The organism is Luedemannella flava (genome assembly GCF_039528515.1).
Lineage (GTDB): Bacteria > Actinomycetota > Actinomycetes > Mycobacteriales > Micromonosporaceae > Luedemannella > Luedemannella flava.
In genome coordinates this window covers 1-22,785 of record NZ_BAAALT010000037.1, presented here as the reverse complement: position 1 = coordinate 22,785, position 22,785 = coordinate 1, and the positions used below count along the sequence as shown (strand labels likewise).

At 72.0% G+C, this 22,785-nt stretch carries 26 protein-coding genes and 1 pseudogene; 19 read left to right on the top strand and 8 right to left on the bottom strand.

Annotation, left to right across the window (positions count from 1 at the left end; genetic code table 11):
• On the top strand, positions 1–763 hold a 763-nt coding region (locus ABD211_RS07925; RefSeq protein ID WP_344127837.1), incomplete at its 5' end, for a hypothetical protein.
• 18 nt (positions 764–781) lie between these two features.
• On the opposite strand, the gene surE is transcribed toward ABD211_RS07925, so the two are convergent.
• Genes surE through ABD211_RS07905 form a run of 4 tightly spaced genes read right to left on the bottom strand, consistent with a single transcriptional unit; the run spans position 782 to position 4,354 of the window.
• A complete protein-coding gene (surE, locus tag ABD211_RS07920; protein ID WP_344127835.1) occupies positions 782–1,600 on the bottom strand; it encodes a 5'/3'-nucleotidase SurE in 819 nt (272 codons plus the stop codon).
• Positions 1,597–2,520 carry a 1-phosphofructokinase family hexose kinase gene (locus ABD211_RS07915; RefSeq protein ID WP_344127832.1) on the bottom strand — a complete coding sequence of 308 codons (924 nt, stop codon included), beginning with the start codon at positions 2,518–2,520 and terminating at the stop codon, positions 1,597–1,599. The genes surE and ABD211_RS07915 overlap by 4 nt, the downstream gene beginning before the upstream one ends.
• A 40-nt stretch (positions 2,521–2,560) precedes the next feature.
• The gene (locus tag ABD211_RS07910; RefSeq protein WP_344127830.1) at positions 2,561–3,763 is read right to left on the bottom strand and encodes an MFS transporter; all 1,203 of its coding nucleotides are present in this window, start codon (positions 3,761–3,763) and stop codon (positions 2,561–2,563) included.
• 12 nt (positions 3,764–3,775) lie between these two features.
• On the bottom strand, positions 3,776–4,354 hold the full coding sequence (locus ABD211_RS07905; RefSeq protein WP_344127828.1) for a winged helix-turn-helix domain-containing protein: 579 nt from the start codon (positions 4,352–4,354) through the stop codon (positions 3,776–3,778).
• 89 nt (positions 4,355–4,443) lie between these two features.
• Between ABD211_RS07905 and ABD211_RS07900 the strand changes: the two genes are divergently transcribed.
• From ABD211_RS07900 to ABD211_RS07865, 8 genes are all read left to right on the top strand, one after another.
• Positions 4,444–5,190 (top strand): methyltransferase, encoded by a 747-nt coding sequence (locus ABD211_RS07900; RefSeq protein WP_344127826.1) that lies wholly within the window; start codon positions 4,444–4,446, stop codon positions 5,188–5,190.
• Positions 5,191–5,378: 188 nt separating this feature from the next.
• Positions 5,379–5,618, top strand: coding sequence for a hypothetical protein (locus tag ABD211_RS07895; RefSeq protein WP_344127824.1), 240 nt, complete (start codon positions 5,379–5,381; stop codon positions 5,616–5,618).
• A gap of 177 nt (positions 5,619–5,795) precedes the next feature.
• Positions 5,796–6,635: an ATP-binding cassette domain-containing protein gene (locus tag ABD211_RS07890; RefSeq protein ID WP_344127822.1), complete on the top strand. Its 840-nt coding sequence runs from the start codon at positions 5,796–5,798 to the stop codon at positions 6,633–6,635.
• Positions 6,632–7,288 carry a hypothetical protein gene (locus ABD211_RS07885; protein ID WP_344127821.1) on the top strand — a complete coding sequence of 219 codons (657 nt, stop codon included), beginning with the start codon at positions 6,632–6,634 and terminating at the stop codon, positions 7,286–7,288. The genes ABD211_RS07890 and ABD211_RS07885 overlap by 4 nt, the downstream gene beginning before the upstream one ends.
• 34 nt (positions 7,289–7,322) lie before the next feature.
• Positions 7,323–8,441, top strand: a complete 1,119-nt coding sequence (locus ABD211_RS07880; RefSeq protein ID WP_344127819.1) for a sensor histidine kinase — start codon at positions 7,323–7,325, stop codon at positions 8,439–8,441.
• Entirely contained in the window at positions 8,438–9,103 is a 666-nt protein-coding gene (locus tag ABD211_RS07875) for a response regulator (protein WP_344127817.1), read from the top strand. Before ABD211_RS07880 ends, ABD211_RS07875 begins: the two co-directional genes overlap by 4 nt.
• Before the next feature lie 67 nt (positions 9,104–9,170).
• Positions 9,171–10,136 (top strand): NAD(P)-dependent alcohol dehydrogenase, encoded by a 966-nt coding sequence (locus tag ABD211_RS07870; RefSeq protein WP_344127815.1) that lies wholly within the window; start codon positions 9,171–9,173, stop codon positions 10,134–10,136.
• 117 nt (positions 10,137–10,253) lie between these two features.
• On the top strand, positions 10,254–11,246 hold the full coding sequence (locus ABD211_RS07865; RefSeq protein ID WP_344127813.1) for a glycosyltransferase: 993 nt from the start codon (positions 10,254–10,256) through the stop codon (positions 11,244–11,246).
• A 15-nt stretch (positions 11,247–11,261) separates the two neighbouring features.
• Here ABD211_RS07865 and ABD211_RS07860 read toward each other — a convergent pair whose 3' ends face one another.
• Positions 11,262–11,648: a hypothetical protein gene (locus ABD211_RS07860; protein ID WP_344127811.1), complete on the bottom strand. Its 387-nt coding sequence runs from the start codon at positions 11,646–11,648 to the stop codon at positions 11,262–11,264.
• A 75-nt stretch (positions 11,649–11,723) separates the two neighbouring features.
• On the opposite strand from ABD211_RS07860, the gene ABD211_RS07855 reads away from it, so the two are divergent.
• The 5 genes from ABD211_RS07855 (at position 11,724) to ABD211_RS07835 (ending at position 16,387) form a co-directional block, all read left to right on the top strand.
• A complete protein-coding gene (locus tag ABD211_RS07855; protein WP_344127809.1) occupies positions 11,724–12,176 on the top strand; it encodes a hypothetical protein in 453 nt (150 codons plus the stop codon).
• Between the two features lie 96 nt (positions 12,177–12,272).
• A complete protein-coding gene (locus ABD211_RS07850) occupies positions 12,273–13,031 on the top strand; it encodes an NUDIX hydrolase (protein WP_344127807.1) in 759 nt (252 codons plus the stop codon).
• 70 nt (positions 13,032–13,101) lie between these two features.
• Positions 13,102–14,130 carry a serine/threonine-protein kinase gene (locus ABD211_RS07845; protein ID WP_344127805.1) on the top strand — a complete coding sequence of 343 codons (1,029 nt, stop codon included), beginning with the start codon at positions 13,102–13,104 and terminating at the stop codon, positions 14,128–14,130.
• A gap of 14 nt (positions 14,131–14,144) precedes the next feature.
• Positions 14,145–15,113, top strand: coding sequence for a hypothetical protein (locus tag ABD211_RS07840; protein WP_344127803.1), 969 nt, complete (start codon positions 14,145–14,147; stop codon positions 15,111–15,113).
• Positions 15,110–16,387 carry an adenylosuccinate synthetase gene (locus tag ABD211_RS07835; protein WP_344127802.1) on the top strand — a complete coding sequence of 426 codons (1,278 nt, stop codon included), beginning with the start codon at positions 15,110–15,112 and terminating at the stop codon, positions 16,385–16,387. The genes ABD211_RS07840 and ABD211_RS07835 overlap by 4 nt, the downstream gene beginning before the upstream one ends.
• On the opposite strand, the gene ABD211_RS07830 is transcribed toward ABD211_RS07835, so the two are convergent.
• Positions 16,367–16,678 (bottom strand): hypothetical protein, encoded by a 312-nt coding sequence (locus ABD211_RS07830; protein ID WP_344127800.1) that lies wholly within the window; start codon positions 16,676–16,678, stop codon positions 16,367–16,369. The two genes, ABD211_RS07835 and ABD211_RS07830, sit on opposite strands and share 21 nt — an antisense overlap.
• 128 nt (positions 16,679–16,806) lie before the next feature.
• Here ABD211_RS07830 and ABD211_RS07825 point away from each other — a divergent pair, with 128 nt between their 5' ends.
• Positions 16,807–17,193 (top strand): hypothetical protein, encoded by a 387-nt coding sequence (locus ABD211_RS07825; protein ID WP_344127798.1) that lies wholly within the window; start codon positions 16,807–16,809, stop codon positions 17,191–17,193.
• 373 nt (positions 17,194–17,566) lie between these two features.
• Positions 17,567–18,679, top strand: coding sequence for a peptidoglycan-binding protein (locus ABD211_RS07820; protein ID WP_344127796.1), 1,113 nt, complete (start codon positions 17,567–17,569; stop codon positions 18,677–18,679).
• A gap of 5 nt (positions 18,680–18,684) precedes the next feature.
• Here ABD211_RS07820 and ABD211_RS07815 read toward each other — a convergent pair whose 3' ends face one another.
• Positions 18,685–19,458, bottom strand: coding sequence for a LolA-like protein (locus ABD211_RS07815; RefSeq protein ID WP_344127794.1), 774 nt, complete (start codon positions 19,456–19,458; stop codon positions 18,685–18,687).
• A 69-nt stretch (positions 19,459–19,527) separates the two neighbouring features.
• Between ABD211_RS07815 and ABD211_RS07810 the strand changes: the two genes are divergently transcribed.
• On the top strand, positions 19,528–20,151 hold the full coding sequence (locus tag ABD211_RS07810; protein ID WP_344127792.1) for a methyltransferase domain-containing protein: 624 nt from the start codon (positions 19,528–19,530) through the stop codon (positions 20,149–20,151).
• Between the two features lie 136 nt (positions 20,152–20,287).
• On the opposite strand, the pseudogene ABD211_RS07805 reads toward ABD211_RS07810, so the two are convergent.
• A pseudogene (locus tag ABD211_RS07805) lies at positions 20,288–20,721 on the bottom strand (IS701 family transposase); the annotation flags it as partial.
• 426 nt (positions 20,722–21,147) lie between these two features.
• On the opposite strand from ABD211_RS07805, the gene ABD211_RS07800 reads away from it, so the two are divergent.
• Together ABD211_RS07800 and ABD211_RS07795 are read left to right on the top strand one after the other, a co-directional pair.
• A complete protein-coding gene (locus ABD211_RS07800) occupies positions 21,148–21,756 on the top strand; it encodes an RNA polymerase sigma factor (protein ID WP_344127790.1) in 609 nt (202 codons plus the stop codon).
• On the top strand, positions 21,753–22,487 hold the full coding sequence (locus ABD211_RS07795) for a hypothetical protein (RefSeq protein ID WP_344127788.1): 735 nt from the start codon (positions 21,753–21,755) through the stop codon (positions 22,485–22,487). Before ABD211_RS07800 ends, ABD211_RS07795 begins: the two co-directional genes overlap by 4 nt.
• Positions 22,488–22,785 lie beyond the last annotated feature (298 nt).

Below are 22,785 nucleotides of genomic sequence, written 5' to 3'. Positions count from 1 at the left end.
GGCCGCCGCCGACGACGCGCCGCGCGGCCGCGAGGCGTACCCGGCCTTCGTGGTCAGCGCCGGCGGTCTCGACCTGCGGGTCGCCTCCGCCGCCAGCCCCACGGTCGCGGCACTGCTCGGCCAGGCCGCCCAGCAGCTCGGCGGCGGCCAGCCCGTGACGGTCACCGACGTGGTGGCCAGTCCGGTCGACGACCCGCGCGGCGGCGGCTTCGCCTCCGGGTTCCTGCCGCTCGTGCTCACCAGCCTGGTCGCGGGCGCGCTGCTCGGGCTGCTCATCCCCGGACGGGGCGCCCGGTTCGCCGGCGTGGCCGGCTACGCGGTGCTGGCCGGCCCCGTCGGTGCCGCCGTCCTGCACGGGCTGGGCATCCTCACCGGCGGGTATCTCGTCGAGGCCGGCGTGATCGGGCTGATCGCCCTGGCCATCAGCGGCGCGGTCGCGGGGCTCGCCGCCGTGCTCGGCCGGCCCGGCGTCGCGCTCGGGGCGCTGCTCGTGTTCGTCCTCGCCAACCCCATCTCCGGGGTGGCCGCCGCACCCGAGCTGCTGCCCGCGCCGTGGGGCGCGATCGGGCAGCTGTTCCCGCCCGGCGCGGGCGCGAGCCTGCTGCGCTCGGCGTCGTTCTTCGACGGCGCGGCGAGCGGGACCCCGCTGCTCGTGCTCGGCTGCTGGGCCGTCGCCGGCCTGGCGCTGCTCGCGATCGGCCGTCCGCGCCCGACGGGCGACGCCGCGTCCGCCCCGGACAAGGAGGCCGCGCTGGTCGGCTGAGGTGATCCGGGCGCCCTCTCAGGAGGGCGCCCGGCCGAGGTCCACGGTCACGCCGTCCGCCGCGCCGAGCAGCCGGACCGGCGTGACCGCCGCGTACCCGTCGGCGAGCAGGGCGAGATCGCTGCCCGGGAGCTGCCGGGCGCCCGACTCCTCCAGGGACACCCGCACGTAGTCGTGGCCGGACTCGGCGACCGCCATCTGCACCTGACCGAACGGGGCGAGCGTCGCCTGGCGGACGCCGGCGAGCTGGTCGGGCGCCAGGTCGGGCACGTTGACGTTGAGCATGGTGCCCGCCCCCGCCGTGTGCAGCCAGGGCAGCAGCCGGACCGCCACGTCGGCGGCCGTGCCCCAGTGCCGGGTCTCGTCGTCGACCAGGTCCAGTGCCGCGATCACGGCGCCGCCGCTGCCGGCGCCCCGCGCGACGACGGGGGAGATGACGTCCAGCGACACCGCCATGCCGCGCAGGCCGTTCATCGCGGCGGTCAGCGCCGCGCCGACCGTGCCGGAGTGCAGGATGCCGTGCCCGGCGTTGGCACCCTTGTTGACGCCGGACAGCACCACGTCCGGGACCGGCCCGAACGCACCGAGGCCGGCCAGCAGCGTGATGTAGGAGGGCGAGGCGGCCACCGCGTACGCGGGAACGCCGTCGAGATCGGTGCGGTCGAACGCCACCCGGCCGTTCACCGTGACGGCCGTGAGCGCGGCGCTCGTGCCGCTGGACTCGTGCCTCGGCGCGGCCACTGTCACGTCGAGGCCCCGGTCGGCCGCCGCGCGCGCGAGCCACCGGAGGCCGGGCGCGGCGATGCCGTCGTCATTGGTGACGAGTACGCGGGTCATGCGCCCACCGCGGCCAGCCGGACCCGGCCGGCGAGTTCCGTGACGGCCTCCGCCCGGCCGGTGCCCAGTCCGTGGCGGGTGACGTTGAGCGCGCCCGCGGCCGCACCCGTGCGGACCGCCTCGGTCAGGTCGCCGCCGCGCGCCAGCACCGCGGCCACCCCGGCGGTCATCGAGTCCCCGGCGCCGCGGTGGTCCACGACCTGCAGCGACGGCAGGTGCACCTCGATCAGGTCGTCGTCGAGCAGTGCCAACGCCGGCTCATCGGCACGGCTGATGAGCACCGAGCCGGCGCCCTCCACCCGCAGCCGGCGCGCCGCGTCGGCCATCGCGGCGACCGAGCCGTCACGGGCACGCCCGTCGCGCAGCAGCTCCTCGTGGCTGACCTTGAGAAACGCCACCCCGCCGGCGAGTACGGCCGTCAGCAGGTCGCCGGAGAGGTCGGCGACCACCCGCGCCCCGTGGACCGCGAGGTCGGCCGCGAGGCGCCGGTACACGTCGGCGTCGATGACCGTCGCGTCGGCCGGGCCGCTGAGCAGGCTCACCGCCGCGCGCAGCCCTTCGCCCAGCGCCACGCTGTAGAGCTCGTCCACGTCGTGACGGGTCATCGGGTCGCCCGGGTGCTCGGCCACCAGCGTGCGGGTGCCGTCGCGCCGGTCGTGCACGTACCAGCCGTTGGTGCCGTCGCGCGGCACGGCCCGCACGGTGACGTCCTCCTCGGCGAGGAGTTTGCCGAGCACGTTGCCGGTCTCGCCGCCCATGGCCGCGCACAGCACGACGGACCCGCCGAGCGCGGCGATCATCCGGGCCTGCCAGACGCCCTGCCCGCCCGGGTGCACGTGCAGGTCGACGGCGTCGGCCCGCTGCTCGATGGTGACCGTGAGCAGCGGCGCCGGTGCGAACACCATGACGGGGTCGCCCATGGGGACAGTCTCCACCGTCGGGGGCGGTGGGGGCCGCCGATCAGGCGGCGGGTTGCGCGGCGAGGTTCCGGCCGGCCCACAGGTAGGCCGCCGCGCCGGTCACCACGACCGCGATCACGACGAACAGCAGCCGGTAGTCGATCAGTTGGATCAGACCCGCGCCGAGGGCGATGGACAGCGTCTGCGGCAGGCTGAACACCGCGCCCGACGCGGTGGAGACGCGGCCGATGAGGGCCGACGGGGTGGTGCGCTGGATCAGCGTGGGGATGCTGACGGTCGCGATCGTCAGGCCGAACCCGAACAGCACCGAGCCGGTCAGCCCGAGCACCAGCTGCGGGTAGATCAGGAAGGCCGCCCCGACGGCGAAGCACGCCACCCCGAGGCCGAGACCGCCGACCTCGCCGAGGCGGCGCACGACGCGGGCCGCGACCAGGCCGCCGACCACCGCACCGGCACCCTGCAGGCAGATCAGCACGCTGACGAACGCGGGCGGGCGGTGCAGTCCCTCGTCGACGTACGAGAAGACGATCGTCTCGAGGAAGCCGATGACGGTCGCGACTATGACGAGGCCGACGGTGACCCGACGCAGGGCCGGCTGGCGGACCAGGAAGCGCACGCCGGCCGACACCTCGCCGGCCCAGCCCTGGGGCGCCGGCGCGCCCGGCGCGGCGCTCTCGCCAGCGGGTACCCGGATGAGGGCGATGGCCGCCGCGGCGAGCAGGAGGCCGACGATGGCGCAACCCACCACCGTGGCCGCGCCCAGCGTCGTGAACAGCGCGGCGCCGCCCAGCGGCCCGACCAGGCGCAGGCCCTGCCGGACCGTCTGCAGCAGACCGTTGCCCGCCGCGAGGTCGGCCGGGGGCAGGAGCTGCTGGATCAGGCCGTCCAGCGCGCCGGTGACGGTGAACATGGACAGTCCGTAGAGCACGGCGACGACGAAGATGATCCACAGTTGGGCGCGACCGTGGACGGCGAACAGGGGAGTCAGTGCCACGGCGGTGGCCGCGTTCGCCACGACGAGGAAGCCGCGGCGGGGGAACTGGTCGACCACCCAGCCGAGCAGCGGCGAGACGATGGCCGGGGCGACGACCGCGAGCAGGGCGAGGCCGGCCATCGAGCTGGATCCGGTGAGCTCCTTGACCCAGACGGCCAGCATCAGCAGCAGGAGCGACTCACCGGTCATGCTGGCGGTGAGGCCGGTGAAGAGGATCCGGAAGTCGCGGCGGCGCAGCAGGTCCCACATGGGTGGCCCTCCTTAGGGCTGAGGGGGAGCGGGGCGGCTCGGGACGGCCCAGGACACGATCGAGACGGGCCGGGCGTCCGCCGGTCGGCGGGTCGGGTCGGCGACCCGGTCGGCGTGCCGGAGCATCAGCTCGACGATCGTCCGGCTGAACTCGGTGAGCTCCTCGACGGTGAGCCAGGCGAAGCCCGAGCCGAGGAACGCGGCGTCCTGCCACTCGGGGGGCTCGGCCGTGCGGCCGGCCTGCCAGGCGCGCAGCGTGGCCAGCTCGCGGTCGAGGCGCAGTTGGCTCAGCTCGTCGCCGATCCGGGCCGCGTCGGGGCTGTCGTCGGAGTGGCCGTAGACCGTGGATCGGACGACGATGCGCCACGGCCGGTTGCGGCCCCTGCCCTCGCCCGTCTCCTCGACGTAGCCGTAGCGGGCGAGCTGGCGCAGGTGCCACGAGCAGTTGGCGGGGCTCTCGCCGACGACCCCGGCCAGCTCGGTCGCGGTGGCGGGGCCGCCGATCATCAGCTCGTCCAGCAGGCGCATGCGCAGCGGGTGGGCCAGCGCGCGCAGCTCGCGGGGGTCCGTGACGCGGTGCTCTTCCGTCATGCTCGAAAGAGTATCTTCGAAAGGACCCTTTTAAAAGACTTCTTTAGTACGCTGTTCCGCACGGCCGTCCCCGTCGCTAGACTCCCGCCATGTCCGGCTCGTATGGCCTCCTGGTGCTGCTCGAGTTCGGGCTGGCGATCGCGACCGCGGTGGGCCTGATCTTCATCACCGCCCCCTACGGCAGGCACGGCCGCGCCGGGTGGGGCCCCACCGTCCCGGCGCGGGTCGCGTGGATCGTCATGGAGTCGCCCGCCCCGCTGCTGTTCCTCGGCGTCTTCCTCGCCGGCGAGCACCGGGCCGACGTCGTGCCGCTCGTCCTCCTCGGTCTGTGGCAGCTGCACTACGTGCAGCGCACCTTCGTGTACCCGTTCCTGCTGCGCGGCGGCGCCCGGATGCCGGTGAGCATCATGGCGATGGCGATCGCGTTCAACACGCTCAACGCGTACATCAACGCCCGGTGGGTCTCGTCGGTCGGGACCTATCCGACCGACTGGCTGACCGATCCGCGCTTCGTGCTGGGCGTGCTGGTCTTCCTCACGGGGTACTCGGTGAACCTGTGGGCCGACCGCGTGCTGCGTGGCCTGCGCACCGCCGGCAACGGCTACCAGATCCCGCGCGGCGGCCTCTACCGTTGGGTGTCCTGCCCGAACTACCTGGGCGAGATCGTCGAGTGGTTCGGCTGGGCGCTGACCACCTGGTCGCCGGCCGGGCTGGCGTTCGCGGTCTACACGGCCGCCAACCTCGCGCCGCGCGCCGTCTCGAACCACCGCTGGTACCGCGAACGGTTCCCCGACTATCCGCCGCAGCGTCGGGCGCTCATCCCGTTTCTGGCGTAGTGGCGCCGTTTGGCGCGTGTCCACGTAGTACACGTGAAGTACATGCGAATAATCTTTAGGTATTACTGACGGTGGGTAGTGGGTTGCGTAGCGTTAATTAGGGCGCCTCGTTGAGGCGCCGTTCCTGATGGTTCATGGAGTACGAGTGTCTGATTGAAATCTGGCGTCTGTCACGAAAGGGAAAGACCATGACACGCCTTCGATTCAGGCTTTTCGCAGTTCTCGTCGGGATCCTGTTCGCGCTCGGCGTGGGCGCGGGCTCTGCGGCCGCTAACCCGACTCCTATCCAGTCGACCCAGGTCACCCACAGCGTCGAGGCCACGTCCAACGGTTGGTGGCCGTGGTGGGGCGGCTACGGCTACGGCGGCTACGGCGGCTGGTGGTCGCCGTGGTACGGCAGCAGTTGGTGGGGGCCCTGGTGGTGGTAGGACCGCCATCGTCAACCGAGGGAGCGCGCCCGGCGGGACGCGCTCCCTCCGTCCGTGCGGCCCCGCCTGTCGTGGTGTCGTCCGGAATGGATTCCGCCGCACCTATCTGGCGATATTGCCCAGTGTCGCTCCCGCGCCCCCTGTGAGGTGCCGGTACGTGCGGCTACCATGCCGTCCATGGGTGAGGGCCGCGCTGGGACGGTGGAGTTGCGGAACGTCACCAAGCGCTACGCCGGCTCCGCACCCGTGCTCGACGGGGTCAACCTGACGGTCGCGCCGGGCGATGTGGTCGGCGTCGTCGGCGCCAACGGGTGCGGCAAGTCGACGCTGCTGCGCATCATGGTCGGCCTGTCCACGCCCACGGCCGGCACGGTCACGGGCCGTCCCGCCGTCGTCGGCTACGTGCCCGAGAAGCTGCCGGGCCATGGGCGCGTCTCCGCCCGGGCGTACCTGACCCACCTCGGCCGCATCCGTGGGCTGTCCGGCCGTCAGGCCGCGGGCCGGGCGCGCGAGCTGCTCGACCGGCTCTCGCTGGTCGGCGGCGCCGGCACGAGCCTGCGCCGGCTGTCCAAGGGCAACGCCCAGAAGGTCGCGCTGGCCCAGGCGCTGCTCGTGCCCCCCGGTCTGCTCGTGCTCGACGAGCCGTGGTCGGGCCTCGACGCCACCGCGCACGAGGTGCTGGCGGAGCTCGTCAAGGAGGTCGCCGCGGCGGGCGGCGCCGTCGTGTTCACCGACCACCGCGAGGCCGTCGTCGCCGCGAACGCCTCGGCGGTGCACCACATCGCGGGCGGCCGGCTGACCCCGGTCGCCCGCGACCGCGGCGCCTCGACGGCCCAGGTCGAGCTCACCCCGGGCGGCCCGGGCGTCAAGTGGCCGCACTGGCCCAGCCTGCCCGGTGTGGTCGACGCGACCGTCGGCGACCGGTCGGTCGCGCTCACCGTGCTCGACCCGTACTGCGATGAACTGCTCTTCCAGGCCATCCGCAACGGCTGGTCGGTGGCGGGGGTGCGCCGATGACCGCGCTGGTCCGGTACTCGCTGTCGATGCTGGTGCGCAGCCAGGGCTACATCGCGCCGTTCGTCCTGTTCGGCTCGGCGGTCGTGGTGCTCACCACCAACGACTTCGGCCCGATCGCCGGCACCTACTCGGCGTGCGCGCTCATCCAGTTCGTCTGCATGCTCTGGTTCACGGTCGCGATCGTCAACACCGAGGACCGCACGCAGCGCTCGCTGACGGTGGTCGCCGCGGGCGGCCAGCGGCGGGTGCTCGTCGCCAACGTGCTCGCCGCGACCGTCGTCTGCGTCGGGCTGAGCGCCGTGGGCCTGGTCTACCCGATCTACGCGGGCACGCACGACGTCGCGCCCGCCGACCTGGCGGTCGGCGCGCTCGCCCAGCTGACCTGCGGGTTCGCGGGCACCGCCGCCGGGCTGCTGTGCTCGCGGCTCGTCATCCCCAAAGCCGGGTACGCGGTGTTCGCGAGCCTCGCCGCGATCGGTGTCATGACGATGGTCCGGCCGGTCCCGCCGGTCGGCCCGGTCATGGCGCTGCTGTCGTCGGCCACGGCACCCGACCGCATGCTCGGACCGGTCGCGGCGATGGGCGCGCTGTCCGTGGTGATGCTCGTCGCCAGCGTGCTCGTCGCCGAGCTCATCGTCCGCCAGCAGGACTGACGAGCGATCGCTGACAGTACGTACCATCGGGGGCATGTTGCGCTCGGTGTGGGACGAGCCCCGACCGCCGCACCCCCCGGCCCGCGGCTGGCGGGACTGGGCGCTCGTCGGCGTGGTGGTCGCGGGTGCCCTGACCGAGGTGGCGGTGCGGCAAGGCCTGGCGTGGTCGTGGCTGTCGGCCGCGACGGCGATCGGGTTGGCGCCGACCCTGTTGTGGCGGCGGGCCCGCCCGCTGCTCATGGCGGCGATCGCGTTCGGCACGTGCGCGGCCATCTCGCTGGCGATCGGCCGGGACCCGGACTTCAACAGCCTGGCGTTCGTGCTGCTGCTCGTGTACTCGCTGTTCCGGTGGGGTTCGGGGCGCGAGTTCCTGCTCGGGTCGCTGATCGTGGCGGCAAAGGTGGGCCTGTCGCTGGTCATGGGCGAGCTGACCCTGCCGGACGCGATCGGCGGCCTGGTCGTGCTGTCCGCGACGTCGGCGATCGGCGCCGCCCTGCGCTACCGCACCCGGTCGCGGCTGCGCGAGATCGACCAGGTGACCCTGCTGGAGCGGGCGCGCATCGCCCGCGACCTGCACGACACGGTCGCCCATCACGTGTCGGCCATCGCGATCCGCGCCCAGGCGGGCCTCGCGGTCGCGCCCGGCCGCCCGGAGGCCGCGACGGAGGCGCTGCGCGTCATCGAGGCCGAGGCGTCGCGCACGCTGGCCGAGATGCGGGCCATGGTCCGCGCGCTGCGCGGCGACGTGCCCGCGCAGCGGTCGCCCGGCCCGCGCGTGGAGGACCTGCGGCAGCTCGCGGCCGCGCCCGGCGGGCCGCCCGTGGACATCGAGCTCATCGGCGACCTGGCCGACCTGCCCGTGCCGGTCGGCGCCGCGATCTACCGGCTGGCCCAGGAGGCGCTCACCAACGCCCGCCGGCACGCCCGCCACGCGACCCGCATCGCGGTCCGGGTGGCCGCCGACGACGCGGAGGTGCGCCTGCGGGTGACCGACGACGGCGACGCGGGCACCAGCCGGTCGACCGCGCCGGGCTACGGCCTGCTTGGCATGACCGAGCGGGCCGGCCTGTTGGGCGGCACCTGCGAGGCGGGCCCGAACCCCGACCGCGGCTGGACCGTCACCGCCGTCCTGCCGCGGGCGGTCGCGGCGTGACCGTTACTGTTCTGGTCGCTGACGATCAGGAGATCGTGCGGACCGGGTTGACGATGATCCTCAACGCGCAGCCCGACGTCGAGGTCGTCGCCGAGGCGGCCGACGGGCGCCAGGCGGTGGAGCTGGCCGAGCGGCTGCGCCCCGACGTGTGCCTGTTCGACATCCGCATGCCGGTCATGGACGGCATCGAGGCCACCGCCAGGCTTGCCGGACCCACCGTGGCCGACCCGCTCGCGGTGGTCGTCATCACGACCTTCGACCTCGACGAGTACGTGTATGCCGCGCTGCGGGCGGGCGCGCGCGGCTTCCTCCTCAAGGACGCCGGGCCGGCGCTGCTGGCCCAGGCGGTGCACGCGGCGGCGAGCGGTGACGCGCTCATCGCCCCGAGCGTCACGACCCGCCTGCTGACGGCGTTCGCCGACGCCGGCCCGTCGGCGACGCCGCCCCGCCAGCCGATCGAGCCGCTCACCGAGCGGGAGGAGCAGGTGCTGCACGCCGTCGCGCGGGGGCGCACCAACGGGGAGATCGCGCACGACTTCTACATCAGCCTGAGCACCGTGAAGACGCACATCGCGAGCCTCATGGCCAAGCTGGGCGCCCGCAACCGCGTCGAGGTCGCCATGTGGGCGTACGAGACGCACCGCGTCCGGCCGGGTGGCTGAAAGTACGCCCGATTTCCCGGTCCCGGGACCGAGGTTCTGCTTCTCCGCAGGCGCCACCATCGATGGCATGAAGGCGATTGTCCAGGATAAGTACGGCCCGCCGACCGTCCTGCGGTTCGACGACGTGGCCACCCCCGTCCCCGGGGACGACGAGGTTCTGGTGCGGGTGCGGGCGTCCTCGGTGAACGCCCGCGACTGGCACTACATGCGCGGCGACCCGTACATCATGCGGCCGTCGATGGGGCTGACCCGGCCGAAGCAGCGCATTCAGGGCCTGGACTTCGCGGGCGTGGTCGAGGCGGTCGGCGCGAAGGTGACCCGTCTGCGCCCCGGCGACGAGGTGTACGGGATGTCGTTGGCGGCGTTCGCCGAGTACGTGTGCGCGGGGCCGGAGGAGGTCGACCTCAAGCCGGCCAACCTGACGTTCGAGCAGGCGGCCGCCGTCCCGGTCGCCGCGGGTACGGCGCTGGGGTGCCTGCCCGACGTGGACAGCGGCCACCGCGTCCTCATCAACGGGGCCTCCGGCGGGGTCGGCACGTTCGCCGTGCAACTCGCCCGGTCGCTGGGTGCGCATGTCACGGCGGTGTGCAGCGCCCGCAACGCGGACCAGGCGGTGTCGCTGGGCGCGGACGTCGTGGTGGACTACGCCCGCGAGGACTTCACCCGCGGCGACGCCCGCTACGACCTCGTGGTGGACCTGGTGGGCAACCACTCGTTGGGGGACCTGCGGCGGGCGCTGGCGCCGGACGGCACGGTTGTGCTGTCGGGCGGCGGCGTCTCCACGGGCGGCAGCCTGTTCGGCCCGATGGGCCTGTTCATCAGGGGCGCGTTGGCGTCCCGCGTCGCGCGGCAGAAGGTCCTGGCACCGGCGCTGAAGCAGAGCCGGGCGACGCTCGCGACGCTGCGGACCCTCATCGAGGCGGGCCGCATGACCCCGGTCATCGACCGCGTCTACCCGCTGTCCGACGCGGCCGCCGCGATCCGTTACCTGGAGGTCGACCACGCCCGCGCCAAGGTCGTCCTGACCGTCTGACCATCCACAGTGGATCCGTGCGGACCTCGCGCCCACCTGGGGGCCGCTACTCCGCACGGATCCGTGTGTCCGCCTGCGTGCGGTGGGGTCGCGTGACCGCCCGGTAGATTGCGGCTCATGCACGTGCTCTTCGCCAGCCTGGCGTCGGTCGGTCACACCTACCCGCTGATCCCGCTGGCGGTGGCCGCCCGCGACGCGGGCCACGAGGTGCACTTCGCGGCGGGCGAGGAGGTGCACCCCGTCCTCGCGGCCAACGGCCTGCGCCCGTTCCGCCCGGGCTTCGCGTTCTACGAGATCTACGCCGAGGACCTCACGCCGGAGCTCGCCCGGCTCGAGCCCGACCTGGTGGTCCACGAATGGGGCCTGCCCGGCGCGGCGGTCGCGGCGCACGACTTCGGCATCCCCGGCGTCTGGCACGGCACGGGCCGGCTCATCCCCGAGGGCATCGGCTTCGAGCTGCCCACCAACATCGCCGGCGCGCCCGGCAAGCCGCACCTCGACATCTGCCCGCCGTCGTTGCAGGACGCGAAGTTCCTCGCCACCGCCGACCGGATCGAACTGCGGCCGGTGCCGTTCGCGCCGCCGGGCGTCGTCCCGCGACGCGGCGACGGCCCGCTCATCTTCCTGAGCCTCGGCACGGCCTTCGGGACGCCCGAGCTGCTCGGCACCGCGATCGCCGGGCTCGCCGGCCTGGGCGCGCAGGTGGTGGTCGCGGCCGGTCGGGTGCCGGTCGACGAGATCGGTCCCGTCCCGGACAACGTCACGCTGCGCGCCTGGGTGCCGCAGGCAGACCTCGTGCCGCACGCCGACCTGGTCGTGCACCACGGCGGCAGCGGCACCACGCTGGGCGCCCTCGCGGCCGGCGTGCCCCAGCTGATCCTGCCGCAGGGCGCCGACCAGTTCGCCAACGCGGAGGCCGTCCGCGCGGCCGGCGCCGCGCAATCCCTACTCTCCGCGCAGCTCACATCCGAGACGATCGCCGAGTACGCGCGGCGGCTGCTCCGCGACCGCGATCACCGTGACGCGGCACGCGCGATCGCGGCGGAGATCGCCCGCATGCCGTCCCCGGCCGACGTGGCCCGCCGCCTACCGGAGCTCGCCGCCAGCTGACGGCGCTCTCTGGTGTCAGTCCTGAATGGTCAGGCGGTAGTTGATGGCCATCTCCTCGACCGCGTAGACGGGCACCTGCATGCTGATCTGCAACCATTGGTGCCCGCCGCCGCGCGGGTCGGGCGCGACGTCGACGCGCTCGTCGTACGCGCCGAAGATGGCCACGGCCGGGTTGGTCGAGGTGCGCACCCGGCGCAGGCCCAGCTCCAACCACGTCTTCGCCGGCGCGGCGGTGCGCGGCTCGCTGTCGGGCACGAAGAACGCGACCGGCTGCCGGTCGGTGGCGCGGATCGCGCCCCGGAAGTCCCGGTTGTGCACCAGGTTCAGGTGGCCGCTGAAGATGGTCAGCCCGCCCACGTCCAGTCGCGGCCCGGCGACCACGCCGGCGATGAGCAGGATCATGCCCGGAGAGTAGCGGCGCGCGGCTCGTCGGAAAAGACGATGGCGCGCCGCATCGACGGGCGCCACAGTTCGCGCATGACGCGGATGATCGGTCGGCTCGGGGCGTACGGGTTCTGCCTGATGTTCGTGGCCATCGGCTGCGGCCTCCCGCTGTTCCGCCGGGACCGGGAGGGCCTGCTGGGCGCCCTCGGCTTCGTGGTCGGTGGCCTGCTCCTGATGGCCTTCCTGTTCGCCCTGCACCGGTGGCAGGACGGGCGCGAGGCGATCCTGCGCGCGGGGATCCCCGGGCGGGGCACGGTGGTGGCGGCGCGCAAGCTCAAGATGGCCGAGGACTGGGACCAGTTCCTCAAGGTGACCCTCGTCGTCGAGATCCCGGGCCGCCCGCCCTACCGGGCGGACGTGCGCAAGCCGTACCACCGGACGTACATCGACTCGGTGGTGCCGGGGCTGGTCGTGCCGGTGCGGGTGAGCCCGAGGAACCCGAACCGGGTGCTGATCGCCACGACCACCATGGGCCGCCCGATCTGAAGCGGCGGCCGTCATCACATTGAAGGCGCCGGGCCGCGCGTGCTAGGTTCTTCTCAGTTGGAGAAATTCTGAACCTGAGAAGAACATGGAGTCCGGGTGCGAGCCTACGATCCCTCGAAGTACGAGCCGGCGGCGGTGACGGTCGACATCGTCGCCCTGACCATCCGCGAAGGCCGGCTTCAGGTGCTGCTCGTCGAGCGCGGCGAGGAGCCCTACCTGGGCCGGCTCGCGCTGCCCGGCGGGTTCGTCCGCTCCCACCGCGACAACAAGGGGCGGGTGCGCGGCGAGACGCTCGACGCGGCGGCCGCCCGCGAGCTGGCCGAGGAGACCGGCCTCGTGCCCGGCCACGCGGCGCTCACCCGGGTGCACCTGGAGCAGCTCGCCACGTACGGCGCGCCCGACCGCGACCCGCGCATGCGGGTGTTCTCGGTGGCCTACCTGGCCTTCGCCGCCGACATGCCCGACCCGGTCTCCGGCGGCGACGCGGCCGGGGCGGCGTGGGTGCCGGTCGAGCGGGTCAAGCGGCTCGCCTTCGACCACGCGGAGATCCTCGCCGACGGCCTGGAGCGCGTGCGCGCCAAGCTGGAGTACACGCCGCTGGCCACCTCTTTCGTCGGCGTCGAGTTCACCATCTCCGAGCTGCGCGGCGTCTACGCCGCCGTGTGGGGGGTCGAGCCGCACGCGGGCAACTTCCACCGCAAGGTGCTGTCCACGCCCGGGTTCGTCGTCGACGTCGGCGAGGTGACCGAGCGCGGCGGGTCCAAGGGCGGCCGGCGCGCCCGGCTCTACCGGGCCGGCGACGCGACCCTGCTGCACCCGGCGCTCCTGCGGCCCGCAGCGGAGGCGACGTCATGAGCGAACGAAGTGAGCGAATCATCAGCTCAGGGAACACATGGCGGCGCCGGAGCGCAGCGGAGGCGACGTCATGACGGCGCCGACGACGTTCGCGGCGGCCGCCGCGCTGCTGCGTGTCGCGCGTACTCCGAAAGAGGTTTTCGGGGCCGACCCGCGCGGAGCCGCAGCCATCTATCGGGCGCTGGCCAAGCTGGTGCATCCCGACCGGGTCGGCCCCGACCAGGCAGCCGCCGCGCACGCCGCGTTCGCGGCGCTCGGCACCCTGTGGGCGGCGCGCGGCGGGCAGGTCATCTCGGCCGGCGGCCGCGATTACCGGGTGGGGGAGCGGGTCGGCGGCGACGAGCTGGCCGACTACCTCGACGGGGAGGTGGACGGGAAGCCGGTGCTGTTGAAGGTGACCCGCCGGCCGGCCGACAACGACCTGACGCGGCGCGAGGTGCGGGCGCTGGAGCTGCTCGACGAGGAGGTCGAGCCGCGCCACCGGGCCTACCTGCCCCGGCTGCGGGCGGCGTTCACGCACCGCGACCGCGACACCGGCGCCGACCGTGTGGTCACCGTGTTCGCGCCCGTCGACGGGTTTGTCAGCCTCGCCGCCGTGCGGGCCGCCCATCCGGGCGGGCTCGACGCGCGCGACGTCGCGTGGATGTGGCGGCGGCTGCTCGTCGCGATCGGCGTGGCCCACCGGGCCGGCGTCGTGCACGGCGCGGTGCTGCCCGACCGGGTCCTCATCGAGCCCGCGCAGCACGGGCTCATGCTGGTCGGCTGGGGCTACGCGGCTGTGCCGCCCGAGCACCGGGTGCCGGCGCTGGTCGAGCGCTACCGCGACTGGTACCCGCCCGAGGTGCCCGCGAAGCAACAGGCCACTGCCGCGACCGATATCTACCTGGCCACCCGGTGCGTCGTCGAGCTGATGGGCCACCGGGCGCCCGAACCCCTGCGGCGCTTCGCCCGCGGCTGCCTGCTGCGGCCGCCGGCGGCCCGCCCGCAGGACGCCTGGCAGCTGCTCGCCGAGCTGGACGAGCGGCTCGAACAGATCTACGGCCCCCGGCGGTTCCGACCGTTCGCGCTGCCCGCGACGGTCCCCGCCTGGCCCCGATAGGAGGAGGTACGGAAATGGGAAGTGGACGCTGGTCGACCGACGTGTACGACGCGGCGGCGACGATGCGCAAGCGCACCGGCAAGAGCGCGTTCGCGCACAGCGACAGCGGCGCCCGGCACGTGCACGACGCACTCAACCCGCACGGGGTGGGCACGCGGGAGAGCCGCGACAGTGACGAGCACCCGCGGTCGCTCGCGATCGCGGTGCTGTTCGACGTGACCGGCTCGATGCGCGGCGTGCCGCGCGCGCTGCAGACCAAGCTGCCCGGGCTGCTCGGGTTGCTGCTGCGCAAGGGCTACGTAGAGGACCCGCACATCATGTTCGGCGCGATCGGCGACGCGACCTGCGACCGGGCGCCGCTGCAGGTGGGCCAGTTCGAGTCGGACAACCGGATGGACGAGGACCTGGGCCGCATCCTGCTCGAGGGGGGCGGCGGCGGCCAGCAGACCGAGTCGTACGAGCTGGCCATGTACTTCATGGCCCGGCACACGTCGATCGACTGCTACGACAAGCGCGGTCGCAAGGGCTACCTGTTCATCATCGGCGACGAACTGGCCTACCCCAAGGTCAAGAGGGCCGAGGTGAAGCGGATCATCGGCGACGACCTCGCCGAGGACATCAGCACCGAGGCCATCGTCGCGGAGCTCCAGCGCCGCTACCACGTCTACTACATCCTCCCGGCCGGCGCGTCCTACGCCGGCGACGCGACGGTGCTCGACTTCTGGCGCGGCCTGCTCGGCCAGAACGTCATCGAGCTCGACGACCTCAACGCGGTCTGCGAGACGATCGGGCTCACCGTCGGCCTGGAGGAGGGCGCGATCGACCTGGCCGCCGGCATCGACGACCTGGCCGACGTCGGGTCGACGGCCGGGGCGAGCGTCGGCCGGGCGCTGGCCCGCATCGGCGGCGGCCGCCGCGACGTGGCGGTCGGGTCGGCGTTGACCGACGCGGACGGTCCCGATGGTGGGGTCGTCCGGCTGTGACGACGTTCGGACAGGGCCGGCACGTCGCCGTCGTCGACCTCGGCTTCGGCGACGCCGGCAAGGGCACCGTGGTGGACCGGCTGTGCGCGACACAGCCGGTCCCCGCGGTGATCCGCTTCAACGGCGGCGCGCAGGCGGGCCACAACGTCGTCCTGGCCGACGGCCGGTCGCACACGTTCGCCCAGTTCGGGTCGGGCACGCTGCGCGGTGTGCCGACGCACCTGTCGCGGTTCATGGTGTTCGACCCGGTGGCCCTGGTCGCCGAGGCCGCACACCTGGCGGCGCTCGGCGTGCCCGACCCGTTCGGGCTGCTGTCCGTCGACCGGGACGCGCTCGTCGCGACGCCCTACCACCAGGCGGTGAACCAGGCCCGCGAGACGGCCCGCGGCGCGGCGCGGCACGGGTCGTGCGGCATGGGCGTGGGGGAGACGGTCGCGCACTCGATCGACCGTCCCGACGAGGCCGTCCGCGTGGGCGACCTCGCGACGCCCGAACTCCTGCGCCGCAAGCTGGCCAAGGTGCGGGAATGGGCGCTCTCGACGTCGGCGTCGCTCATCCGCCGGCCCGCGCCGAAGCCGGCCGTCGACACTGTCGTCGAGGTGTTCGCCGTGGTGGCGGCGCGGGTGCGGCTGACCGGTGCCGGCGACCTGGCCGCGTTGCTTCGCCAGCCCGGGTGCGTGTTCGAGGGGGCGCAGGGGGTGCTGCTCGACGAGTGGCGGGGCTTCCACCCGTACACGACGTGGAGCACGACGACGTTCGACAACGTCGCCGAGCTGGCCGGGGACTTCCTCCGGCTGGGGGTACTGCGGTGTTACACCACCCGGCACGGGGCGGGGCCGCTGGTCACCGAGGACGCCGGGCTGACCGCCACGCTCGTCGACCCGCACAACCACACCGGCCCGTGGCAGGGCGCGTTCCGGGTCGGGCACTTCGACGCGGTCGCCCACCGCTACGCGATCGAGGTGTGCGGGGGCGTCGACGGGCTCGCCCTCACCCACCTCGACGTCGCCGCGCGCACGCCCGAGCTGCGCGTCTGCCGGTCGTACCCGGGGGGTCTGGAAAGGCTCGTGCCGGGGGTGTTCCGCGACCTGGACCACCAGGAGTCGCTGACCGCGCGCCTTGCCGAGGCCGTGCCCCACCTCGACGCCGAGGCGCCCACGGACTGGATCGCGGCGGTCGAGGGGGCCGTCGACGCGCCGGTCCTGCTCACCTCGCACGGCCCGACGGCCGAGGACAAGGTCGTGTGGGCCGGCTCAGTCGCGCAGGTCGGCTAGGCCGGTCACGATGCCGACCAGGGCGATCGGGAGCAACCAGGCGACCAGCAACCCGGTCGCCAGGTCGCGCTGTTGCCGGCGGAACTTGACGACGATGACGATCACCATGACGACGGCGTTCACGGCCTCGATAACCATCGCGGCGATGACGCCGCCGATGCCCGCGAGTCCCTGGTACGTCGCGGCGGCGTAGTACATCACGCCGGCGCTGAGCGCGTGCGCGATCAGGCCGAACACGATTCCGGTCAGCACCCGGCCGACCCGCCACCGGGGCGCCGTCACAGAAGTCATCGCGCGATGATGCCGCACGGTGGCGGTCGCGCGGGTGCCCGGCCCCGCTACGCGGTGCGGACGAGCGTGGCCGCGCTGAAAAAGACATGCCCGGAGCACGGATCGACCGCTGTCCGTAGGCTCATCCCGTGGCACGTCGTCGGCGCTCGCGGCGTCTCGTCGTCGGCGACGTGACGTACCGGTGGTCGGTGCGGCACCGGCACGACGGCGGCGTGGACGATGGCGGGCGGCCCCGCTACTCGGGCTGCCGTGAGGTCCTGACGATCCGCCCGGACGACGCGCGTGGATGGTTGGAGGTCGTCTTCCGGGGCGGGGCGGGCCGGATGGTGGCGGATGGGCTGCTGCACGCGGGGGCCGTGGTCGCGGCCGACGGACGCGGGTTGAACCTGAACGAGCCGGGTGTGGTGCGGGCGCTCCTTGACCAGGCGCGCGCTCATGGGTGGCGGATCGACGAGCCACATCGGACGGAGGTTGACGGCTGGACCCTGTTCGACGCCGTGGTCGGCCGCGGGTAGTGGGGATCGCCGATTCCGGTGCGGTATCTATTCAGGTGGTCTCGTCCGGGAGCCGATCATGGCGGGTGGTTGGTCGGGATGATCGGCGTTCGGCGTACGAAAGCGCGCTGTGTGGCGGGGGTTTTTGCCTCGAAACGGCGATCTTCCGGGCGGGACATCCGCGCAGCAGACGGAAATCTCCGCCGCCCGCCGCAACGTGGGGGTCGGCCGACCGGTGGTGAGCGGGATCACGGACGCCCCGGTTCGTTGAACTCGACGGCGGGTCTTCTCAGCGGCCCGGCGCGCCGGTCGATAGGGGGTTCGGCGATCACCGGGCCCGGTGGTGCCGAGATCTCTGCCGCGCGCAGCGGCCGGAACGGGGGACCCCGGGAGCATGTCGACGGCATTCACGCTCCGGCGGAGCGTTGTCGCCGCCGTGGTGGCCGTGCTGGCCGGCATCCTGGTGCTGCCCCCGCCGCCGGCGGCCGCGGCCACGGCCACGGTGTTCCCGTTGACGGCCGGACACTACTTCGGCCGGGACGGCGCCGCCGCCAAAATGCACGCGGGCCGCACGCCCGTCGAACGTAGGGCCATCCGGCGCATCCAGACCCGGCTGCAGCAGCTGAAGATCGTTCCGATCCGGCGCGCCCGGGTGACCGGTCGTTACGACGCGGCGACCGCGACCGCGGTCGGCACGTTCCAGCGCTCGCGGGACCTGCGCGTCACCAGACGGGTCGACCGGGTGACGTGGGCCGCGCTGTTCGCGCCCGTGCCGAGCCGGTCGCCGTACAACATGATCACTACGCCGATCTTCGGGTGGGACGCGTCCGACTTCGACTACCAGCGCGGCATGCGCACCACCCACCTGGCGGCGGCCAGGCGTGAGGGCGTCCGGTTCTTCACCCACAAGATCACCGAAGGTACCCGTACCGTGCACTACCACGCCGGGGAGATGGTGCGCGCCGCCCAGGTCGCCGGCATCCGGCTCGTCGGCGTGTACGTGGTCGTCCGTACCCCCGGCAACAACAGCCACGGCACCCTCGCCGCCCAGGCCGACTTCGCGCTGGCCGAGCTTGACCGGCAGCTGCCCGAGTGGCGCACCATCCCGGGGTTCTTCTTCCAGGTCGACGTCGAACCCTGGTCGTACGACAACGTGCGGCCGGAGCTGGGTGTCGAGCTCGGCCGGCTGCTGCGCCAGCGCACCGGCCGCGGCGTCGTGCTGTACGCGCCCCGCTGGGCGTACGGCGACAAGATCGGTGGCACCGACCCGCTCTGGGCGTCGAACTACACGGCGTCCGGCGCCCCGGCCCCGTTCTGGACCCAGTGGGCGCGTACGCCCGGCATCGAGGGCCACCCCGGCCTGACCCCGTACTCCGGGCGTACCCCGACGATCCTGCAGTTCACCTCGAACGCCACGATCGGCGGGCAGCACGAGACCGACGCCAACGTCTCCCCGCTGACCGAAGCGGCCCTGGCCCGGGCCCTGGGCGTGAAAAAGATCAAGTAGTCCGGTCACATGCCGAGTTGGGCGTAGAGGGCCTCCGGGGCGGTTGCCGCCCCGGACGGGCGCACGACCCTGACCGCGATGCCGAACTCGCTGTAGCGCAGCGACGCGGACGGGAAGTCGTTCGCTCTGGGTATGACGAAGCTGACGAGCCGCCCCTGATCGTCCAGCGTCGCCCGGAACGGCTGGTTCTTCGTACTCTCGGGGAATGTCCCGTTGGCGGGGGGCTTGAAGCTGATGCCGTTGCCGGTGCCCACCTTGGAGGCGTCAAGGGTCCCGGAGATCTCCTTGCCGGAGGCCCTGGCCGAGACGATCGCGTTGATGAGGCGGGCCGACCCGCCCGGGTCGTTCCTGCCCCGCTCGAAGCTCAGGGCGAAGCCTGCCGGCACCTTGGCCGGGTCGAGGATCAGCCAGGCATCGCCGAAGCCGGGGGCGGCCAGCTTCAGGTAGATGTCGTCGTCCACCATGCGGATCTCGGCGGCGGTCGCGCCGTTGTTGGTGATCGTGGCGTCGGCCCGTTTCCTGAGGTTGTCGACGTGTCCCATGGTGGCGATCTGACCGGCGATGTCGACGTCGGTCCGGAAGCTGGTCTCGTCGACGAACGTGGTGCCCTTGCGGAGCAGCTCGATCGCGTCGGCGGTCGCGGTCGGGTCGACGCTGACGGACGGGTGGGCCGCCCCGGTGGTGGATGCCGCCCTGTTGCCGCTGTTCCCGTTGCCGGAACAGCCGATGACCAGCAGTGCGCCCAGGATCAGGGCGATGATTGTGGTCCGGGGTCTCATGTGTATCGACGTTAGATGCGCTTCGCTACGTTGGATTCCCGGTCGACGACCACGGAGAGGCAGGCCACCATGGCTGACGAAACCGCGACCGCCCGGCAGAAGCGGGTGTGGGACAGGGCCGCGCCCCGCTACGACAACCAGATGCCGCTCCTCGAACGGATCTGGTTCGCCGGCGGGCGGGAGTGGCTGGGGCGACGGGCGCACGGCAGGGTGCTGGAGATCGCCGTCGGCACCGGCCGCAACCTGCCGTTCTACGCGTCGGACGTCGCGCTCGTCGGCGTCGACCTGAGCCCGGCGATGCTGGCCATCGCCCGCGAGCGCGCCGCCGGTCTCGGCCGCGCGGCCGACCTGCGCGAAAGCGACGCCGAGCGGCTCGGCTTCGCCGACGCGTCGTTCGACACCGTGGTCTGCGCGTTGTCGCTGTGCAGCATCCCCGACCCGGCCGCGGCCATCGCGGAGATGAAGCGGGTCCTCGTCCCCGGCGGCACGTTGCTGCTGGTGGACCACGTCGCCAGCAGCTGGCCGCCCGTCCGCGCCGCCCAGTGGCTCCTGGAACAGGTCACGGTCCGGGCGGCCGGGGAGCACTTCACCCGGCGGCAATTGCCCCTGGTCACGGCTGCGGGCTTCCAGATCGAGGAGGCCGAACGCCGCAAGGCCGGCACGGTCGAACGCATCCGCGCCCGTCGGCCCTAGTACTGCAACGGCAGTTATGGCGGGTAGCCGCGTCGTGTGTAGTGGCTGGTGCGGGCTTGGTGTTGGCGGCGGCGTCGCCATGTTGACCATGCCCAGGCTGGTTCCCCTTTGTGGCAACGGTTCTGGCCACGACGAGCCAGGCCCGCCAGTCACGGACCTGGTAGTGGTCGAGTCCGGCCTCACCCTGGCTTGCTGGAAGCATTCTTCGATGGCCCAGCGGGTGCCGGTGATGCGGGCGAGGTCGGTCAGGCGTAGCAGATGTAGTAGGCGATCTCCGTGGGGTCGGTGATGCTGCGTCGGGCCAGGACCCCAGTGCCCACGGCCGGGTCGCCACCACACGCGGACCGGCACTCGGGCCCAGTCGTAGACGCGGGGGCCGTGCGCGCCAGCACCGGCGGAGATCCGGCACCACGCCTGGGCGGGCAACGCGGCGACAGTTCGTTGACGCGGGCGTTGCCCATCCGGATGGTGATCACATCGTCGTTGCAGCGGGTCGCGGCGACATACCCGATCCCGCGGTGTTCCAGCCACACGCGCAACGTTGGCCTGCCCGTAGGCCTCGTCCATAGTCCCGTCCGGCGACACCTCACCCGCGTGCTCGGCAGGCGTCCAGCCGTCCTTGCGGTCCAGACCCGCGACGCAGAGTCCAACATCGAATATCGGCGCGGCGCAGGGTGATGTGGTGGCAGCAAAGAATCTTGTGTGGTGCCTGCACGCTCGGCCGCCGTTGCTCCTCTACGGTCTATGACTGACATGGCGTCACCGAACGGTAAACCACAATGATGGGACAGCTACTCATCGTCGCAACCGTCATAACGACCTCGCGCCTGTTGACCATCGCCGCGATCTGGGTCAACGGTCATTTCCGAAGGCGCCATATGGCCGACGTACTAGCCTTCAGGCTAGCCATATCGGAATTAGTTATTGAGGCCGAGAGGAACGCTAGAACCACATGCGCTGTTGACGGCACGGCCGAAGAGAAGGGTTCATCTGCTCGTGGATGAGCGCACGGACAACGTCGAGTCGACTGGCGATGCGGATGATATTGCCGCCAGTACTGGGCATGCCGGCCCGACGGCTTTAGGGTGCGAGCCGACGCTGCAAACCTATGCTGATCGGCGGGAGCCGTCGGTTGACAATTCCTTTCCAGACTTCTATAGGGAGTTTACCCCAAAGCTGGTGGCATTCCTTCTCTGGCAGGGCGCGAGCCTGGTCGACGCCGCCGATGTGGCACAAGAGACGATGCGGCGCGCATTTGAGTACTGGCATTCGATCGACCAGCCGACGGCATGGGCAAGGCGCGTTTCGTCCAGAGAGTACGCACGACGAATGGGCAGCATTGAAGATCTGGTGGACGAAGTGCCAGCGGAGTCGGTGCTGCTCCCTGATGTCACGGCGGCAACGGTGGTGGAAAAGTCCCTGCTGCTGAACCTCTTGCGCCGCCTTCCCCCTCGTCAACGGCAGGTTATGGCCTGGATCTATGACGGATACACGCCGGCGGAGGTCGCCGACGAGCTCAAGATGACTCCGGCTACGGTTCGCAGCACGCTGCGTGCGGCGCGGCAGGCACTCGTGCGGTTCCTGCGTGAGGGGCGAGAGCAATGAATCAGCGCTTCGAGACTCCGGACGAACTGGATGCCTGGATCGCGGCCCAGGCGGAGCGCCTCATTTCGGACGTCGCCGGTGGCCTCGATCTCCAAGCGGGGCTTGGCGAAATCCTCCTTGTTCAGGAATATCGGCAGTTTGCCAGCGAGCTCGGTAGGTCTCTCGACGTGGAGGCAGGACTTGCCCAGATCGTTGCACCGCCGCCGCTGGAGGACGCTGCGCTGACCGATATCGCGCCATCGACCGTCGACCAGATTTCAACCGACGTGGACCGTCGCCGCTTAGATGGATCAGAAGAAACGCTGGCAAGTATCGCGGCCGTCAGCACAACGTTCGCTACGGTCACCGAGCAGATCAGTGAGTTCAATAACAAGTTCTTACAGCCTCACCTGCAGTCGGGTTCAGAACGCGATCAACGATTTTTAAAGGTGGAACCGGCCCGCTGGGACGATTGGCTGTTTGTCAGCCAGAAACTTGAGATCGCCAGAATTATCATCAATCGGGTCAAGCTCGATCTCATGGCCCGGGCCACGGACAGGGGAACGGCTGTTGAGAAGCTCGCCAAGGCGAGGTCCGAGATTAACGGAGCCGTCCTCCGTTTCGGCGATCAAGCGCAGAATTTGCTTCGCTCACTGGGGCTTGGCGCTATCGACAACGCTGTAGTCAACCTGACGACGATGGTAATCCGCCTATTCGACGATGCAGACGACCGTGCCAATGTGGTGCTTTGAGAACGACCGCGTTCGTATCTGGTTGTGGTGCGCTATCCCGATGGTGGTGGGCTGGCGGCTGAGGGTCGCGCCCGACGTGAAGCGGTCCGGACGAGCTGCCCGCCGAGATCCGACGACTACTGATCGCACACCGTCCGACCCCACCCGGTCGAGCACACCTGCGCATGGTCAACATGGCGACGCCGCCGCCAACACCAAGCCCGCACCAGCCACTACACACGACGCGGCTCCCCGCATAACTGCTAGGTGACTGGTGTTAAACGGGGTGCCGGGCTGCGGGTGTGGGTCGGCCTGTCCC

Bases quoted from the DNA above. Each gene is read 5' to 3' on its own strand.
- ABD211_RS07865 (WP_344127813.1), top strand. From the start codon at position 10,254: ATGCACGTGCTCTTCGCCAGCCTGGCGTCGGTCGGTCACACCTACCCG.
- ABD211_RS07810 (WP_344127792.1), top strand. From the start codon at position 19,528: ATGGCTGACGAAACCGCGACCGCCCGGCAGAAGCGGGTGTGGGACAGG.
- ABD211_RS07860 (WP_344127811.1), bottom strand. From the start codon at position 11,648: ATGATCCTGCTCATCGCCGGCGTGGTCGCCGGGCCGCGACTGGACGTG.
- ABD211_RS07830 (WP_344127800.1), bottom strand. From the start codon at position 16,678: ATGACTTCTGTGACGGCGCCCCGGTGGCGGGTCGGCCGGGTGCTGACC.
- ABD211_RS07895 (WP_344127824.1), top strand. From the start codon at position 5,379: ATGACACGCCTTCGATTCAGGCTTTTCGCAGTTCTCGTCGGGATCCTG.
- ABD211_RS07905 (WP_344127828.1), bottom strand. From the start codon at position 4,354: ATGACGGAAGAGCACCGCGTCACGGACCCCCGCGAGCTGCGCGCGCTG.
- ABD211_RS07795 (WP_344127788.1), top strand. From the start codon at position 21,753: ATGAATCAGCGCTTCGAGACTCCGGACGAACTGGATGCCTGGATCGCG.
- surE (WP_344127835.1), bottom strand. From the start codon at position 1,600: ATGACCCGCGTACTCGTCACCAATGACGACGGCATCGCCGCGCCCGGC.
- ABD211_RS07880 (WP_344127819.1), top strand. From the start codon at position 7,323: ATGTTGCGCTCGGTGTGGGACGAGCCCCGACCGCCGCACCCCCCGGCC.
- ABD211_RS07900 (WP_344127826.1), top strand. From the start codon at position 4,444: ATGTCCGGCTCGTATGGCCTCCTGGTGCTGCTCGAGTTCGGGCTGGCG.
- ABD211_RS07855 (WP_344127809.1), top strand. From the start codon at position 11,724: ATGACGCGGATGATCGGTCGGCTCGGGGCGTACGGGTTCTGCCTGATG.
- ABD211_RS07820 (WP_344127796.1), top strand. From the start codon at position 17,567: ATGTCGACGGCATTCACGCTCCGGCGGAGCGTTGTCGCCGCCGTGGTG.
- ABD211_RS07815 (WP_344127794.1), bottom strand. From the start codon at position 19,458: ATGAGACCCCGGACCACAATCATCGCCCTGATCCTGGGCGCACTGCTG.
- ABD211_RS07890 (WP_344127822.1), top strand. From the start codon at position 5,796: ATGGGTGAGGGCCGCGCTGGGACGGTGGAGTTGCGGAACGTCACCAAG.
- ABD211_RS07910 (WP_344127830.1), bottom strand. From the start codon at position 3,763: ATGTGGGACCTGCTGCGCCGCCGCGACTTCCGGATCCTCTTCACCGGC.
- ABD211_RS07870 (WP_344127815.1), top strand. From the start codon at position 9,171: ATGAAGGCGATTGTCCAGGATAAGTACGGCCCGCCGACCGTCCTGCGG.
- ABD211_RS07845 (WP_344127805.1), top strand. From the start codon at position 13,102: ATGACGGCGCCGACGACGTTCGCGGCGGCCGCCGCGCTGCTGCGTGTC.
- ABD211_RS07915 (WP_344127832.1), bottom strand. From the start codon at position 2,520: ATGGGCGACCCCGTCATGGTGTTCGCACCGGCGCCGCTGCTCACGGTC.
- ABD211_RS07885 (WP_344127821.1), top strand. From the start codon at position 6,632: ATGACCGCGCTGGTCCGGTACTCGCTGTCGATGCTGGTGCGCAGCCAG.
- ABD211_RS07840 (WP_344127803.1), top strand. From the start codon at position 14,145: ATGGGAAGTGGACGCTGGTCGACCGACGTGTACGACGCGGCGGCGACG.